We start from the raw sequence: 17,708 nt of genomic DNA, 5'->3' as shown, positions 1-17,708 counted from the left end.
AAAAATGTCACTATGGTCAAATCTATAGTGACTATTTTTATCATCACACTAGTGTGATGACGTCATCAAATGAGTGAAACGCTGTCATCTTTTTAGTGAAATACTCACTCATGTTTCCATTGCGGTTGAAAAATTAGTAAAACGAGGTTTTTTAAATCGCGAAACGGATCCTAAAAATAGAAGATGTAATATTTTAAAAATTACTGATGAAGCAAGTGAATTGATTACTAAAATTCAAGATGTTCAAAGTTATTATACTAAACAAGTTTACCAGGGAATGAGTAAAGAAGATAAAGAAAATTTTAACTACTATTTAAGTAAAATGTATCAAAATATAGGAGGGAAAATTAATGAATGAACGACTAGAAAATGAAAAAATATCTACATTATTAATTTCACTAGCTATCCCATCAATATTAGCTCAGTTAACAACTTTAATTTATAATCTAGTTGATCGAATTTATATTGGCAGATTACCCAATAGTTCATTAGCAATTGCTGGAATTGGTTTATGTACTTCAATTATTACAATAATTACAGCAGTTACTAATTTATTTGGCCGTGGTGGGGCACCATTAGCTTCCATTCGCTTAGGTGAAAAAAATACTGAAGAAGCACAAAAAATTTTAGGGAATTGTTTTAAAAGTTTAATGATTACATCAGTTATTATTATTGTTATTTTAAATCTATTTGGTACCCAGATTTTAATGTTGTTTGGGGCAAGTGAAAATACACTGGACTATGCCTTACAATATTTACGAATTTATAGCTGGGGAACTATTTTTGCGCAATTAAGTGTGGGATTAAATTATTTTATTAATGCCCAGGGTTTTGCTAAATATGGTATGTTCACTTTATTATTAGGTGGTATATTAAATATTATTTTAGATCCGGTATTTATTTTTCTTTTTGATATGGGGGTTGCTGGAGCGGCTGTTGCCACTGTTATTTCACAATTTGTATCTTGTTTATGGGTTTTAGGTTTCTTCTTTGGTAAAAAAACTATGTTAAGATTAACGAAAAAATCACTAGAATATGATTTAAATGTCATGAAAAGAGTGTTTGGATTAGGATTATCACCATTTTTTATGAGCTCGACAGAAGGTATTTTGCAAGTTTCATTTAACCGCCAATTATTATTTTATGGTGGCGATATTGCTGTTAGTGCGATGACAATTATGATGTCAATGTCACAAATACTATCACTGCCAATGGAAGGAATTGCCCAAGCTACGCAGCCAATTATTAGTTATAATTATGGCGCAGGTAAATATGATCGAGTTAAAAAAACAATTTCGCTAGCTTTAAAGGCAGCATTAACGTATTCAATTGTTGGTGTTTTATTAATGGAATTATTCCCAAGTTTATTTGTTCAATTGTTTGCTAACGACCCGGAATTGGTTGAACTAGCAAGCTGGATGTTAAGAGTATATGTTTTTGGCTTTATTATTATGGGTGCTAATTCAACTTTCCAACAAACTTATACTTCACTTGGATTTGGTAAAAGATCATTTTTCTTTGCTTTTTATCGAAAGATAATTTTATTGATTCCATTAATTTATTTCTTACCTAATGTTATTTCTAATGGAGTTTTAGCAGTAATGCTTGCAGAACCAATTTCTGATTTATTAACTACTATTACTAATAGTTTTTCATTTAAGTCATTTATAAAAAAGCATTTACAAACTACTGATTAGTATAAAATTATATTAGGGTAGTATGCAAGATCATATAGCTGTTAACTAAGTTAACAGCTATTATTATATATTTAGATACTTTTTTAGGTAAAAGATGCTGTAAAGGTAATATTTTAATAATTAATAATAAAAATATACTTGCATAATAATAATTTATCATTTATACTTAAAAACGTAATCATAAATGATAAGGGGGAATAAATATGATTAATACAGGCGACACAGGATTTATATTGATTTGTGCAGCATTAGTATTATTAATGACACCTGGTTTAGCTTTCTTCTATGGGGGTATGGTTAGAAGAAAAAATGTTGTTAATACAATGATGACATCAATATTTGTAATCGGTATTGCAATGGTAATGTGGGTATTATTTGGATATTCACTAGCATTTGGCAACGATCACTTTGGAATTATTGGTGATTTAAGCTTTTTGGGGTTAAATGGCATTGGTTTGCAGCCCGGTAGTTATGCAGATTCTATTCCTAGTTTAGAATATGCTGCTTTTCAAATGATGTTTGCAATTATTACACCAGCCTTGATAACTGGAGCAGTTGCTGGAAGAATGAAATTTAAAGCATTATTTATCTTTATTATCGCTTGGTCAACAATAGTCTATTATCCAATGGCTCACATGGTCTGGGGACTTGGTGGCATTTTGGCTAAAATAGGTTCAGTAGATTTTGCTGGTGGTAATGTTGTCCATATTAGTTCAGGAGTAAGTGCTTTAATCTTATGTATTGTTTTAGGTAAACGTAAAGATTATGATCATGCTAAATATCGTATCCATAATATTCCATTTGTAGTATTAGGCGCTAGTTTATTGTTATTTGGATGGTTTGGTTTTAATGCCGGAAGTGCTTTAAAAGCTAATGGACTTGCAGTTCATGCTTTTATGACTACTGCAGTTTCAGCAGCTGCTGGAATGTTATCTTGGATGGCTATGGACGTATGGATGAACAAAAAACCAACTCTTGTTGGTAGTGTTACTGGATTAATAGTTGGTCTAGTAGCTATTACACCAGGAGCCGGTTATGTTCCTATCTGGTCAGCGATTATTATTGGTTTAGTTGGTAGTCCGATTTGCTATTTGATGATATCTAAAGGTAAAAAACGTTTTGGCTACGATGATGCATTAGATGCATTTGGATGTCATGGAATTGGTGGTATCTGGGGCGGAATTGCTACAGGATTATTTGCTCAAACATCAATTAACAGTGTAGCAAGATGGAATGGATTATTTTTTGGTGATACCCAATTATTAGTAGCTCAAATTATTAGTATTTTAGTAACTATTTTAGTAGCTGTTGCTGGAACACTTATTTGTATTGCTATTGTTCGTTTATTTACTACTTTAAGAGTAGAAAAACGAGAAGAACAAATTGGTTTGGATATTTCTCAACATAATGAAACTGCATATCCATCATTTAATGGATTGGATTAGGAGGTGTTCATATGATTAAAATAGAAGCATATATTCGTGAAGAAAAGTTTGAAGATGTCAAAGAAGCACTATCACAAATTGAAGTCCATGGAATAACGGTTTATCAAGTAATGGGATGTGGAATCCAAAAAGGGTATACTGAAATTGTTCGTGGTAATGAAATAGAAGTAAATATGTTACCAAAAATTAAATTTGAAATAATTGTTAGTGATGAAAACTGGGAAGCTAAAACCATTGCAGCAATTAAAAAAGCTGCATTTACAGGTAATCCTGGTGATGGAAAAATTATTAGCTATAACTTAAAGAGTGCTTTAAGAATAAGAACTGGAGAAACTGGCAGTGATGCTATTAATTAAAAGTCAGCTATGGCTGGCTTTTAATATGTGCTATTTTATGATATTTGTTTAGATTTTTTAAGTAACTGATTTATAGCTATTTTTGTGATAAAATTATAATTAATATAGAAAGAAGGGATGAGAAGATGTTTAATGTAAAGAACTTTTGGGATAATGATGATGTTTCGATAATTGATAGTAAAGGACCTTTTTCAGTTATTGAGTATCAAAAAGATTTAAGTGTGACACCGCAAAACGCTCAGATGGCTTATTTTGCAGATAAGATGAATGTTAGAAAAAGACAGGTAATTTGTCGTGTTGCTCAAAGTAATATTACTATCCAGGCTGGAGCAATGCAGTGGATGGTAGGGGAAGTAAATGCAACTACTGGCATTAAAGGTGTTGGTGATTTATTTTCTAAAGCTGTTAGGGGGAAAGTTACTGGTGAATCTGCTATTAAACCAGAATATACTGGTAATGGGTTATTAATACTGGAGCCAACTTATAAACATATTTTATTGATTGATACTAAAGAGTGGGAGCAATCAATTGTTTTAGATGATGGTTTATTTTTAGCTTGCGAATCATCATTACAACATAAAGCAGTAGCTCGTTCTAATATATCATCTACTGTAGCTGGAAATGAAGGCCTTTTTAATTTAGGAATTTTTGGTAGTGGAATAATTTGTTTAGAATCTAAATGTCCAAGAGAAGAATTAATTGAAGTGACTTTAAATAATGACGTTTTAAAAATAGATGGAAACATGGCGATAGCTTGGAGCGGCACTCTAGATTTTACAGTAGAAAGATCAGGAAAAACACTGATCGGTTCTGCTGCTTCAGGAGAAGGCTTAGTTAACGTTTATCGTGGGAGTGGCAAAGTGTTATTGGCGCCAGTTGGTGATGAAGCTATGTTCTGGCGAACAACTGAGTAGTAATATATAGATTGGGATTAATATTAATCTCAGTCTTTTATTTTTTGAGTTAAATCATTATAATATAATTAAAATGTAAGGAGGAATTTATGTTGGCTAGGTTACATGTTGTAATATCAAGTGAACAAGATAAAGATTATCAACAAGTTAAAAAGAAATTATTAGATATTAATCCTGATTTTTCAATCTCACCTAATCGACCATATCAGCCAATAAAAGATCATAGTGAATTTTATATTACAGTGGATTTAAAGCCTGAAGAAGTTCAACCGTTATTAGATCAGCTTAATAATGATTGGAATGGCGAAATGGATGATTGTGATTGTTATGGTTTTAATACTAAGATGTTTGATGAATTAGTATATTGTTTAGAGTTTACGTATTTTAATGATTAAGTTGAAGGACAATCGTTTTAGCGGTTGTCCTTTAAAAACAAATAGGTTTTTATTTTAAAAGTAAATTGTGTATAATGAAGTAGGGAGGTGGGAGTCATGACAAAAAGAAAAGAAAATAGTGAAGTCGATATTTTGTATAATTTACTTACATATATTAACGCTTCATATAGTCAAGATATGTATTATACAATTTGTTATCAGGTTTTAAATAATATTGAAAAAATTCCTGATATATCGATTAATGAATTAGCTGATTTGTGTTATACTTCACCAGCAACGATTTCAAGATTTTGTAAAGCATTGAAATGTGATAATTTTGCGGATTTTAAAAAAGAAGTTCAAGATGGACTGCGGCAAGCAAGTCATGAAATAAAAATGGAACCTGAAGATTTAGTAGCTATTCATCAAAATCCACAAAAATGTGTAGATCTTGTTTATGGGTTGACAATTGATTCATTGATTGAAAGTAAAAAATATATTGATATTCATGAAATAGATCGATTATGTGATATTATTTATGATGCAAAAAAGTTACATTTTTTTGGCTTTCAGTTTAATAAAATTTTAGCTTCTGATATTCAATTTAAATTAGTTAAACTAGGTAAATTTTCATATGCTTTTGCTGATCGTGGTGATGATAGTCAGCGAATTGAATTGCTTGATGAAGATAGTGTTGCCATTGTATTATCTGTTCGAGCACGGGTTCATCCAATCGGTGATTTAATTACATCAATAAAAAATCGAGGTGCTAAAGTAATTTTGGTTACTTTAAATCCTGATAGTGAAGTTATAAAGCAGGCCGATAAGACATTTATTGTTCATGGAAAAGAGAGTGATTTTACAGAGTCATCAATTTCAGGAACAACTGTTTTAAAAACTTTTTTTGATGTTTTATATGTAAGGTATGGATTGTTATATCCAAGAAGATAGGAGGATTTTTATGTATAGTTTTACAAATGATTATAGTGAAGGAGCTCATCCAAAAATAATGGAAGCCTTAATTAAAACAAATTTAGAGCAATGCGATGGTTATGGTTTAGATAAATATTGCAAGGAAGCAACAATGTTATTAAAAAAACAATTACAAAATGATAACGTTGATGTTCATTATCTAGTTGGGGGAACCCAAACTAATGCTGTTTTAATTTCATCGGCTTTAAAACCTTATCAGGCTGTTATTGCTGTTGATAGCGGGCATATTAATGTTCATGAAACAGGGGCAATTGAAGCTACTGGACATAAAGTATTAACAGTTCCTCATAAAAATGGAAAATTAACACCAGATATGATTGTTGATATTTTAAATCAACATCCAGATGAACATATGGTACAACCTAAGATGGTTTATATCTCTCAATCAACTGAATATGGTTCTGTATATTATCTTGATGAATTAAAAGCAATCTATAAAACTTGTCAAGAACATCAGTTATACTTATTTGTTGATGGGGCTCGACTTGGAAGTGCTTTGGCAATAGAAAATACGCCTTCATTAGCCAATTTAGCTAAATATAGCGATGCCTTTTATATAGGCGGTACCAAAATGGGAGCTTTATTTGGAGAATGTTTAGTAATTATTAATGATGATTTAAAACCAGATTTTCGTTATAATATTAAACAAAAAGGAGCAATGTTAGCTAAAGGCAGATTGCTAGGAGTGCAATTTAAAGAACTTTTTAGTAATAATCTTTATTTAGAAATTGGGCAATATGAAAATGAAATGGCTGATTTATTACGGGCTGGGTTAAAGAATTTTAAAATGTATGTTGATTCACCTACTAATCAGTTGTTTCCAATTGTAAATGATAAACTAATTAAAGAATTGCAAAAGGATTTTAGTTTTAATATTATGGATAAAATCGATGATGATCATCACTGTATCCGCCTAGTTACATCTTGGGCAACACCACAAGAAGCAGTTGAAAATTTTGTTGAAAAAATAAATCAAGAATTTGTTGATTAATCGATTAAAACTTGTAATGATTGTTAATAAGTAATATAATAATTGTAGGATTGTTCCTATATAAAAATAATACGAGGAGAAATTAATATGAACAAAGCTGAATTAATCGAAGCGATTGCTTCAAGTACAGAAATGACAAAAACAGATGTTGATAAAGTAATTACTTCATTTGTTGATGTAGTAACTGATGCTTTAACTAAAGGTGAAAAAGTATCATTAAAAGGTTTCGGTAATTTTGAAGTACGTGAAAGAGGAGAAAGAACTGGTCGTAATCCAAGAACTGGTGAACCAATGACTATTGCAGCTAGTAAAGCACCAGCTTTTAAACCTAGTACGGCTTTAAAAAACGCTGTAAATAAATAAGTTTTCTAAAATGGTCTATTAGGCCATTTTTTTGTATTATTTGTGATTTAGTAATGTGAAAATAAATGAAGGTGAAATAATGTATAAGTATGAAAAAATAGAGCATAATCATAATTTACCAACAAAATTACATGATTTTTATTTTGAAAATTTTAATGGTAAAGCCATTGGAAAACATTGTCATCAAAGCGTTGAAATATTAGTACCTTTATATGGTAATTTTGATTTATGGATCGATGGTGATATTAAAACAATAACTGCTGGAAAACTATGTGATTAACTCTAAGATAATACATGAAATTCAACCTGATTTTATGCAAGAGTATTACAAAGGTTATACATTGCAGATAGATTATGATTATTTAAAGAAGTGTTATCGAGATATTGATAAAATATATTTTAGACAGCCTGATGATTATATAAATAAAATTATTTTAGAAAAAATATTAGAGATTATCAGATTTTATAATACAGATAGCCATGATGATATTAGAATTAATAGTTATATTAAAATGCTTGTTTTTTTGTTACTGGAAAATTTAAGTTGTAAAAAAAGAAATGTTATCGAAACTAAACATAAAAATATGATTGTTGAAATATTGAGATTTATCGATGAAAATGATGATGAATATTTAACAGTATCAAAGATTAGTCAAAAATTTAATATTTCTGAAGGTTATGTGCGCAAATTATTTAAAGAAAATTTAAATATGACATTAAAGCAGTATATAAATCAGGCAACTTTTAATCATATTAAATCTTCTAAAAGCAAAAGTGCTTAATAAAAAAGATTTCTCTTATAAAATGAAAGAGAAATCTTTTTGACTATAAATATTTTTAATAAAGTATTAGTTATTCTTTATCACTGTTACTTTCAATAAACTTAACATCAATTTGATAATTACCTTCAATGCCTGGAATAGCATTTAAATATTTTTTTATAGTATCTTGAGTCTTAGTAGCTGCTTGAGACAATAGACCATTTTCAATGGCTTCAGCTTCAACAGCTTCTTTTTGACTAGTTGCGAAAGTTGCATAATCATTGACAGAAATAGGATTAAAAATATTACGTGATTCATCATAAACTTCAATACTGCTTTCATCAATTTCATTACTTAAAATTTCTATATCAGGGATGGAAACAGTAATATTGTCATTAGAAACATCTACTTTGATTTTATCCATTTTGATTCCAGCTTTTAATTGTCCATCATATGTAATTAAAAAACTTTTTTGTGTTAATGGAATATCCCAGCCATTAAATTGTAAACTATTAGAGAATTCACCAACTTTAGTATAGTTATATGATAAAGTGGCTAATTCTTCAATATCTTGAAGTTGTTGAGTGATTCCAGTTGAAGTGATTTCTGGTTCATCACTATTACTTGCAAATCTAGTTCCTGCAAAAAAGATCAATGCACAAACTATGAAAATGGCAATTAAACCACCAATTGCTTTTTTTGTTTTACCTAACATATCTAAAATTTTCATCATATCACCTACACTTTTGGATTATAACATAATTCGACAAAAGTTACGATAAAAAAAAGCCGTTAGGCTTTTTTATTCAACAATTGTTCCATAAACTTCACGACCACATCCAGCAGCGTTTGATTCATCAGTATCAATATGCATTGCAAGGGCATAGCTATCACTTACACGACATACTACATCACCAAAAGTTAATGAACGTCCTTCAGTTTCGATTTTTACACTAACAACATCTTTATCTTTAACCCCAAATTCATTGGCATCTGCGGGTGTCATATGGATATGACGTTTTGCGGCAATTACACCACAAGGAATTTCAACTTCACCAGCTGGTCCAATAATTTTACATCCAGCAGTTCCTTCGATATCTCCAGATTCTCTAATTAAAGCATTAAAACCTAAAGAACGAGCATCAGTTAATGAAATTTCAACTTGAGTAGCATTTCTTGTTGGACCTAAAACTGACATTTTTTGTTCCCCTTTTGGACCAACTACTGTAACTTTTTCTGCACAAGCAAATTGCCCTGGTTGAGATAAATCTTTTTTGTTTGTTAATTGGTAACCTTTACCAAATAATGTTTCAAGATCGCTGTTTGATAAATGAACATGTCTTGCTGAAGTTTCTACGATAAATTTTTTTGCCATAGTTAATTCTCCTTTTTCTTTATTATATATTACTCTTTTTAATGTTATTTTCAAGAAGTTAGTAGAAAAAGGATGAAAAATTTAAAAAAAATTAAATTTTTTTAAATAGAAAAATTTATTAAATTAGTAAAAAATAATTATTAACAGTGCTAAAAAATAGTTGTTTTGCAATAAAAATGGCATAAAATAACGCTAAAATACGATAAAATTAGGAAATTCCTAAAAATAACACCTATCTTTACACTTTAATCGAAATAGTGTATTATGAGGCTACAAAAAAAGGGGGAACCGATATGAACGAAAATAGAAATCTTGGCTTATATGACAAATCTTTTGAACATGATAATTGTGGTATTGGTGCTGTTGTCAACATAAAAGGAGTAAAGACGCATATAACAGTAAGTAATGCCTTGAAAATCGTTGAACAATTAGAACATCGTGCCGGTAAGGACGCTTTAGGGGAAACTGGTGATGGTGTTGGAATTTTAACTCAAGTACCATATAGTTATTTTAAGAAAACTATTAAAGATTTTTCCTTACCATTAGAAGGATGCTATGGTGTGGGAATGCTTTTTTTACCAATAGAAGAACATTTACGTAATCGAGTTAAAAGAATGTTAGAAACAATTGTGAAAAAAGAAGGAATGGAATTTTTAGGTTGGCGAAAGGTGCCGACAGTTCCTGAGGTATTAGGTAAAAAAGCTTTAGAAGCAATGCCATCAATTTGGCAATGTTTTATAAAGAAACCAGAAGATGTCGCTAAAGGAATTTCTTTTGATCGTAAGCTTTATCAAGTAAGAAGAATATTTGAACAAAGTAATTTTGATAATACTTACGTATGTTCTTTTTCATCACGAACAATTGTATATAAAGGAATGTTTTTAGTTGGTCAATTACGTTCATTTTTTGTTGATTTACAAGATGAAGAATATAAAAGTGCTATTGCATTAGTTCATTCGCGTTTTTCAACAAATACCATGCCATCATGGCAAAGAGCCCATCCTAATCGTTTTATAGTTCATAATGGTGAAATTAATACCATCAAGGGAAATGCTAATAACATGCTTTGCCGTGAAGAAATCATGGAAACAGATTTATTAGATACTAATAAAGTGTATCCAGTAGTAGATGTTGATGGTTCTGATTCAGCTATGTTAGACAATACTTTAGAATTTTTAGTAATGTCTGGGATGGAATTACCACGAGCAGTTATGATGTGTATTCCAGAACCGTTTGAAAATGACAAAAGTATGTCACAAGCAAAGAAAGATTTTTATGAATATAATTCTACTTTAATGGAACCATGGGATGGTCCAGCTTCAATCTTGTTTAGTGATGGTGAAGTAATGGGGGCAGTTTTAGATCGTAATGGACTAAGACCATCACGCTACTATATTACTAAAGATGATTATTTAGTATTATCATCAGAAGTCGGAGCTTTGGATATACCACCTGAAGATATCGTAGTAAAAGATCGACTTCGTCCTGGAAAAATGTTATTAGTAGATACTAAAGCTGGTAAGTTAATTGAAGATAATGATTTAAAAGAAAGTTATGCTCATAAACAACCATATGGTGAATGGCTTGAAAGCAATTTAATTAAACTAAAAGATATGCGTATTCCTAATGCTCGTGTAGAACGTTATCAAGGTGATGAATTGACCAAACTACAAAAAATATATGGTTATAGTTATGAAGATGTAAATACTTATATTAAAAAGATGGCTTTAAATGGTAGTGAAGAAGTTGTGGCAATGGGTAATGATGGACCATTAGCGATATTATCAAAACAACATCCACCATTATTTAACTATTTTAAACAATTATTTGCTCAGGTTACCAATCCACCAATTGATGCGATTAGAGAAGAAATTATTACTTCAACATCACTTTGCATTGGTAGTGAAGGAAATATCTTAAATGATAATGAGCAAAATTGTCGTTTACTTAAAATTGAAAATCCAATTTTAAGTAATACTGATTTATTGAAAATAAAGAATATTAAAAAAGATGGTTTTAAAGTTGCCGTATTATCAATTTTATATTATAAAAATACTTCACTTGAAAAAGCTTTAGATAAATTGTTTGTTGAAGCGGACAAAGCTTATCATGGTGGTGCTAATATTTTGATTTTATCTGATCGTGGCGTTGATGAAAATCATGTTCCAATTCCTTCATTATTAGCAGTAGCCGCTATGAATGAACATTTAGTAAATACTAAAAAGAGAATGTCTGTGGCTTTGATTATTGAATCAGCAGAACCAAGAGAAGTTCATCATTATGCTACGTTGATTGGATATGGGGCTAGTGCTGTTAATGGTTACTTGGCTCAAGATACTATTTTTGAATTAATTGATGAAGGTTTATTGGATAAAGACTATTATGCAGCTGTTGATGATTATAATGAGGGAATTTTACATGGTATTGTTAAAATTGCTTCTAAAATGGGAATTTCAACGATTCAATCATATCGTGGTTCTCAAAATTTTGAAGCAATTGGACTAGCAAAAGAATTTGTTGATAAATATTTCCCAAAAACAGTTTCTCGAATTGAAGGAAAAACAATTAAGGATATTGAAGATGATGTTGATTATCGTCATAGTCGTGTTTATGATCCATTAGGACTTGGAGTTGATATTACACTAGATAGTCGCGGTGATCATAAAGAACGTAGTGGAAAAGAAGAACATTTATATAATCCACAAACGATCCATAAACTACAATTAGCAACGCGTAAAGGTGATTATCAATTATTCAAAGAATATTCAGCTATGATTGATGAAGAAGGAAAAGACTTAAATTTACGAGGATTATTGCAGTTTAAAAAGACTAAATCAATTCCTATTGATGAAGTTGAAAGTGTTGAAAAAATTGTTCAGCGTTTTAAAACAGGAGCAATGTCTTATGGTTCAATTTCTAAAGAAGCTCATGAAACAATGGCAATTGCAATGAATCGCTTAAAAGGGAAGTCAAATAGTGGTGAAGGTGGCGAAGATCCTAGTCGTTTTATTCCTGATGAAAATGGTGATAGTAAATGTTCAGCAATTAAGCAGGTTGCTTCAGGACGTTTTGGGGTAACATCAGAATATTTATGTTCAGCTAAAGAAATTCAAATTAAAATGGCTCAAGGAGCTAAACCAGGTGAAGGAGGTCAATTGCCAGCTGGAAAAGTTTATCCATGGATTGCTAAAACACGTCATAGTACGCCAGGCGTTGGTTTGATTTCACCTCCACCGCATCATGATATTTATTCTATTGAAGATTTGGCACAATTAATTTATGACTTGAAAAACGCTAATCAAGATGCTCGAATTTCAGTTAAACTTGTTTCAGAAGCTGGAGTTGGAACTGTAGCTGCTGGTGTTGCTAAAGCTGGTGCTGGAGTTATATTGATTTCTGGTTATGATGGTGGTACTGGAGCAGCACCAAGAAATTCAGTTTATAATGCCGGTTTACCTTGGGAGTTAGGTCTTGCTGAAGCTCATCAAACATTAATTATGAATGATCTTCGAGGACGCGTAGTTTTAGAAACTGATGGTAAATTAATGACTGGTCGTGATTTGGCTATCGCTACATTATTAGGTGCTGAAGAATATGGTTTTGCAACAGCACCATTAGTAACGATGGGATGTGTCATGATGAGAGTTTGTAACTTAGATACTTGTCCAGTAGGCGTTGCTACTCAAAATCCAATTTTAAGAAAAAGATTTACCGGTAAACCTGAATATGTAGAAAACTTTATGCGCTTTGTAGCTCAAGAGTTAAGAGAATATATGGCGATGCTTGGTTTTAGAACAATTGATGAAATGGTAGGACGTAGTGATTTATTAGAATTAAGACCTGATGTTAAAAATGTTGATTTATCAAAGATTATCAATAATCCATTTGTTAATTCAAAAGAAACTCATCATAATCCAAAAAATAATTATGACTTTAAACTAAATGAAGTTAAAGATACAACTATCTTATTAAAACAATTTAAACAAGCATTAGAAAATAATCAAAAAGCGCAAATAGATATTGAAGTATCGAATATCGATCGTACTTTAGGAACATTATTTGGATCAGAAATTACCAAAAAATATAATAATAAATTAGATGATGATACCTTTACTGTTAACTGTTATGGTTCAGGTGGTCAAAGCTTTGGAGCTTTTATCCCTAAAGGATTAACTTTATCATTACATGGTGATAGTAATGATTATTTTGGAAAAGGTCTATCAGGTGGAAAATTAGTAGTAGTACCACCAGATAATTCTAATTTTAATGCTGAAGAAAATATTATTGTTGGTAATGTTGCTTTGTATGGTGCAACATCAGGACAAGCGTATATCAATGGTATTGCAGGAGAACGTTTTGCTGTACGTAATTCTGGAGCAACAGCAGTTGTTGAAGGAGTAGGTGATCATGGCCTTGAATATATGACAGGTGGTTTAGTTGTTGTTTTAGGTAAAACAGGTCGTAACTTTGCTGCTGGAATGTCAGGAGGAATTGCCTATGTATATGATCCTGATAATCGTTTATATTCACGAATCAACAAGGAACTAGTTATGTATAGTGCAGTAACTAGTAAATATGATGAAGAGCAGTTACGAAAATTGATTTCAAAACATTATGAACATACTAAATCAGCGGTTGCTAAAAGAATCTTAGATAACTTTGGTCAAGAAGTTACCTTGTTTAAAAAAGTTGTACCTCATGATTATAAACGGATGATTGAATTAATAAAATATTATGAAAAGCAAGGTTTATCAAATGAACAAGCTAAAATAGAAGCTTTTAATGAAGTTAGAAAGGAGGCGTAAACATGGGAAAACCAACTGGATTTTTAGAAATAGAACGTAAGGTAAGTGAGGAAGTAGAACCTCAAAAGCGAATTTCAAATTTTAAAGAATTTCATATTCATTTAAATAAAGACCAACAAGCCTGTCAAGGAGCACGATGCATGGATTGTGGTGTACCATTTTGTCAATCAGGTAAAATGCTTGAGGGGATGGTTTCGGGTTGTCCGTTAAATAATTTGATACCAGAATGGAATGATCTGGTTTATCACAATAATTATAAACAGGCTTTATCTAGATTGTTGAAAACTAATAATTTTCCAGAATTTACTTCTCGTGTTTGCCCGGCTTTATGTGAAGCAGCTTGTACTTGTGGTTTAAATGGTGAGCCAGTAACAGTCAAAGAAAATGAGCATGGTATCATTGAAGATGCATATGAAAAAGGTTTAATCAAACCATGTCCACCAAAACAAAGAATCGATAAAAGAATTGCAATAATTGGTTCTGGGCCAGCAGGATTAGCTGCTGCTGATCAGCTAAATAAACGTGGTTATCAAGTTACTGTATATGAACGAGATGATCGTATTGGCGGTTTATTAATGTATGGAATTCCTAATATGAAGCTAGAAAAAGATGTTATTGACTGTCGAGTAGCAATAATGAAAGCTGAAGGAGTTATTTTTAAAACTAATTGCGGTATTGAAACTAAAGAACAGGTAAAAGATCTGTTGAATCAATATGATCGTGTAATTTTAGCGTGTGGCTCAAGAAAGGCTCGTAATATTGAGGTACCTGGGCGCCAAGGTAAAGGAATATATTATGCCGTTGATTATTTAACGATGGTAACAAAATCATTATTAAATAGTGATTTAAAAGATCAAAAATATGTAAATACTAAAGATAAAAATGTGCTAGTTATTGGTGGTGGTGATACTGGTAATGATTGTGTTGCCACAGCGATTCGTTTAGGGTGTAAAAGCGTTATGCAATTAGAAATGATGCCAGAATTACCTGAAATTCGTAGTGAAGATAATCCATGGCCACAATGGCCACGAATTAAAAAGACTGATTATGGTCAAGAAGAAGCAATTGCCATTTTTGGTCATGATCCTCGTTGTTATCAAACAACAGTTAAAGAGTTTATTTTAGATAAAAAAGGTAACGTTAAACAGGCAATATTGATATCATTAGAACCAAAAGAAAATAAAGAAACTAAACGTGTAGAAATGGTACCAGTAAGCGGTAGTGAAAAAACTATTGATGTAGATTTAGTATTAATAGCGGCAGGATTTATTGGCTGTGAAGATCATGTAGCTAAAGCTTTTGGTATAAAAGTAGCGCCACGAGGAAATGTATTAAGTGATCAAAATTATCAAACTAATATTAAAAACTTATATGTTGCAGGTGATATGCGACGCGGACAATCTTTAGTAGTATGGGCTATTAAAGAAGGCCGTGAAGTGGCTCGTAGTGTTGATATTGATTTAATGGGATATAGTAATTTATAAAAGATTCGCATATATTATGTTTGACTGTTGACTATATTTTGTCAACAGTCTTTTTTTGAAAAATAATTATTATGATTATAAATGTACAGTTTTTATTTATAAAATTTGACTTGATTAACCATTAGACACAGCCATGTGATCAAGTTTAGATAAATCCAAAATTAATAAAAATTTGTTGAAAATTATAAAATAGATAAGAAAAATAATAGTAAGTCTATATTATGATAATTAGTGAATATAGCTGTAATTTTCAATTCAATGACTTTTAAAATTGGTTATGATACAATAATAACATAATAATAAAATTACTGTTGGAGGGATAAGCATGAAGCGAATAAGTACTGGAACTGAAAATTTTAAAGAGTTAATAGATAATAATTATTATTATGTAGATAAAACAATGCTTATTGAAGATGTAATATCTGATAAAGTAATGATGTATAACAGACCGAGAAGATTTGGAAAGACATTGAATCTAAGCATGCTTTATTATTTCTTTTCAAATCAGGAAAAAGAAAACAGTTATTTATTTAAAGGATTGAATATATCAAAAGATAAAGAAATCCTAAAACATCAAAATCAGTATCCGGTTATCTTTTTGACTTTAAAAGATATGAATAATAATAATTTTAAATCACAAATATATAAGTTTTCATCAATTATATCAGGCATCATAAATAAATATATAGATAGGATTATTGATAGTCCATTATTGAATTATAGAGATAAAAGCTGGCTGGAAAAATATTATAATGTAAATGCAAATCTCGACGAAATTAAAGAAGCACTATATAATATAAGTATAATTTTAAATAAATATTATAGAAAAAAAGTAATAATATTAATTGATGAATATGATGTACCATTACAAAGTGCTTATAATCATGGTTATTATGATGAAATGGTAGATTTTTTAAGAAGTGTCTTTTCATCAGCTTTAAAAACCAATGATGCCCTGGAAAGAGGGGTATTGACTGGATGTCTTAGAATATCAAAAGAAAGCATCTTTACCGGTCTTAATAATTTTATAGTTAGAAATATTACTGATAGAGAAGCATCAGATTGTTTTGGTTTTACCCAGGAAGAAATCGATAAATTATTAGATTATTATGATCTTATCGATAAACGAAATGAGATAAAAGACTGGTATGATGGTTATTTATTTGGTGAAACAGAAATCTATAATCCCTGGAGTGCTTTAAATTATATCAAAAAAGTTTTATCAGATAATCAATATCAAGCGATATCCTTCTGGGCCAATACCAGCAGCAATGATCTAGTAAAACAGTATATTGAAAACAGTACGATTACAATGAAAGAAGAGTTTGAAGAACTGATCAATGGAAAAAGCATCATCAAAAAGATCGTACCGGAACTAACGTATCGGGAAATGAGTTTTAAAAATTCAATGAATGATGATATCTACAGTTTTCTATTGTTTACCGGATATTTAAAAATCAAAGAAAAAGTATATGAAAATAATGAACTGGTAGAAGATACCTATAAACTGGTCATTCCCAATAAAGAAGTAAAAAAGATTTATGAAAATATCTTTATGAAATGGTTTGAAGGATATCAAAGAGAAAATCGAAATGAGTTTATAAATAAACTACTTGATGGCAAAGAGAAGGATGCACAAAAGATTTTGAATCAGGTTTTAAAAAGTAGTATTAGCTACTATGATAATTATGAAAGTTTTTATCATGGATTTATGGTAGGATTTTTAAATGTGGATGGCTATGAGGTTAAATCAAATCGAGAAAGTGGAGAAGGGAGATTTGATTTAGCAATATTGCCAATGGATATTGATGATCTAGCGATTATTATTGAATGCAAGCATTCAAGCAGTATTAAAGAGCTAAGGAAAGATAGCAAAGAAGCAAGTAATCAGATTATAGAAAAACGATATATTGAAGGATTAGTTGATGAAGGATATGAAAATGTAATTGGCTATGGAATATCTTTTTATAAAAAACAATGTATAATTACCAAGGCATAAACAATTATTAAGACAATTCATGATCAAATGAATTGTCTTTTTGTATGCCGGGCATGGCATATATCTAGGTGGTGAAAGTCCACTGTGGGGGTGATGTCGCAACTGCCAACCACTAGCCAATATCAAGGGTGTCCACCGTGAGGTGGAATCT

At 30.6% G+C, this 17,708-nt stretch carries 16 protein-coding genes; 14 read left to right on the top strand and 2 right to left on the bottom strand.

Annotation, left to right across the window (positions count from 1 at the left end; all coding sequences use genetic code 11):
• Window positions 1-73 precede the first annotated feature (73 nt).
• The 11 genes from B5F09_RS12890 to B5F09_RS12840 all read left to right on the top strand — a co-directional run bounded on the left by B5F09_RS12890 (window position 74) and on the right by B5F09_RS12840 (window position 7,915).
• Window positions 74-358 (top strand): MarR family winged helix-turn-helix transcriptional regulator, encoded by a 285-nt coding sequence (locus tag B5F09_RS12890; protein WP_087374666.1) that lies wholly within the window; start codon window positions 74-76, stop codon window positions 356-358.
• Complete coding sequence (locus B5F09_RS12885) at window positions 351-1,697, top strand: MATE family efflux transporter (RefSeq protein ID WP_087374663.1); 1,347 nt, start codon at window positions 351-353, stop codon at window positions 1,695-1,697. The genes B5F09_RS12890 and B5F09_RS12885 overlap by 8 nt, the downstream gene beginning before the upstream one ends.
• Before the next feature lie 203 nt (window positions 1,698-1,900).
• Window positions 1,901-3,142 carry an ammonium transporter gene (locus tag B5F09_RS12880; protein ID WP_087374661.1) on the top strand — a complete coding sequence of 414 codons (1,242 nt, stop codon included), beginning with the start codon at window positions 1,901-1,903 and terminating at the stop codon, window positions 3,140-3,142.
• An 11-nt stretch (window positions 3,143-3,153) separates the two neighbouring features.
• Window positions 3,154-3,498 (top strand): P-II family nitrogen regulator, encoded by a 345-nt coding sequence (locus B5F09_RS12875; protein ID WP_087298577.1) that lies wholly within the window; start codon window positions 3,154-3,156, stop codon window positions 3,496-3,498.
• Window positions 3,499-3,623: 125 nt separating this feature from the next.
• On the top strand, window positions 3,624-4,412 hold the full coding sequence (locus B5F09_RS12870) for an AIM24 family protein (protein WP_087374659.1): 789 nt from the start codon (window positions 3,624-3,626) through the stop codon (window positions 4,410-4,412).
• An 89-nt stretch (window positions 4,413-4,501) separates the two neighbouring features.
• Window positions 4,502-4,807 (top strand): hypothetical protein, encoded by a 306-nt coding sequence (locus B5F09_RS12865; protein WP_087298575.1) that lies wholly within the window; start codon window positions 4,502-4,504, stop codon window positions 4,805-4,807.
• A gap of 96 nt (window positions 4,808-4,903) precedes the next feature.
• The gene (locus B5F09_RS12860; RefSeq protein ID WP_087298574.1) at window positions 4,904-5,737 is read left to right on the top strand and encodes a MurR/RpiR family transcriptional regulator; all 834 of its coding nucleotides are present in this window, start codon (window positions 4,904-4,906) and stop codon (window positions 5,735-5,737) included.
• 10 nt (window positions 5,738-5,747) lie between these two features.
• Window positions 5,748-6,770, top strand: coding sequence for a low specificity L-threonine aldolase (locus tag B5F09_RS12855; protein WP_087374657.1), 1,023 nt, complete (start codon window positions 5,748-5,750; stop codon window positions 6,768-6,770).
• A gap of 87 nt (window positions 6,771-6,857) precedes the next feature.
• Window positions 6,858-7,133, top strand: coding sequence for an HU family DNA-binding protein (locus B5F09_RS12850; RefSeq protein WP_087298572.1), 276 nt, complete (start codon window positions 6,858-6,860; stop codon window positions 7,131-7,133).
• A 79-nt stretch (window positions 7,134-7,212) separates the two neighbouring features.
• Window positions 7,213-7,413: a hypothetical protein gene (locus tag B5F09_RS12845; protein WP_087298571.1), complete on the top strand. Its 201-nt coding sequence runs from the start codon at window positions 7,213-7,215 to the stop codon at window positions 7,411-7,413.
• On the top strand, window positions 7,406-7,915 hold the full coding sequence (locus tag B5F09_RS12840; RefSeq protein ID WP_087374655.1) for an AraC family transcriptional regulator: 510 nt from the start codon (window positions 7,406-7,408) through the stop codon (window positions 7,913-7,915). The genes B5F09_RS12845 and B5F09_RS12840 overlap by 8 nt, the downstream gene beginning before the upstream one ends.
• Window positions 7,916-7,985: 70 nt before the next feature.
• Here B5F09_RS12840 and B5F09_RS12835 read toward each other — a convergent pair whose 3' ends face one another.
• Together B5F09_RS12835 and pduL are read right to left on the bottom strand one after the other, a co-directional pair.
• Window positions 7,986-8,624, bottom strand: coding sequence for a DUF4230 domain-containing protein (locus B5F09_RS12835; RefSeq protein ID WP_087374654.1), 639 nt, complete (start codon window positions 8,622-8,624; stop codon window positions 7,986-7,988).
• 72 nt (window positions 8,625-8,696) lie between these two features.
• Window positions 8,697-9,269, bottom strand: a complete 573-nt coding sequence (gene pduL, locus B5F09_RS12830) for a phosphate propanoyltransferase (protein WP_087374653.1) — start codon at window positions 9,267-9,269, stop codon at window positions 8,697-8,699.
• Between the two features lie 293 nt (window positions 9,270-9,562).
• On the opposite strand from pduL, the gene gltB reads away from it, so the two are divergent.
• The 3 genes from gltB to B5F09_RS12815 all read left to right on the top strand — a co-directional run bounded on the left by gltB (window position 9,563) and on the right by B5F09_RS12815 (window position 17,557).
• A complete protein-coding gene (gene gltB / locus B5F09_RS12825; protein ID WP_087374651.1) occupies window positions 9,563-14,074 on the top strand; it encodes a glutamate synthase large subunit in 4,512 nt (1,503 codons plus the stop codon).
• Window positions 14,075-14,076: 2 nt separating this feature from the next.
• A complete protein-coding gene (locus B5F09_RS12820) occupies window positions 14,077-15,558 on the top strand; it encodes a glutamate synthase subunit beta (protein ID WP_087374649.1) in 1,482 nt (493 codons plus the stop codon).
• A 325-nt stretch (window positions 15,559-15,883) separates the two neighbouring features.
• Window positions 15,884-17,557 carry an AAA family ATPase gene (locus B5F09_RS12815; RefSeq protein WP_087374647.1) on the top strand — a complete coding sequence of 558 codons (1,674 nt, stop codon included), beginning with the start codon at window positions 15,884-15,886 and terminating at the stop codon, window positions 17,555-17,557.
• Window positions 17,558-17,708: the final 151 nt, after the last annotated feature.

Source organism: Erysipelatoclostridium sp. An173 (assembly GCF_002160495.1).
Lineage (GTDB): Bacteria > Bacillota_I > Bacilli_A > Erysipelotrichales > Coprobacillaceae > Thomasclavelia > Thomasclavelia merdavium.
The sequence above is the reverse complement of the archived record's forward strand: the minus strand, read 5'-3'. Positions and strand labels throughout refer to the sequence as shown.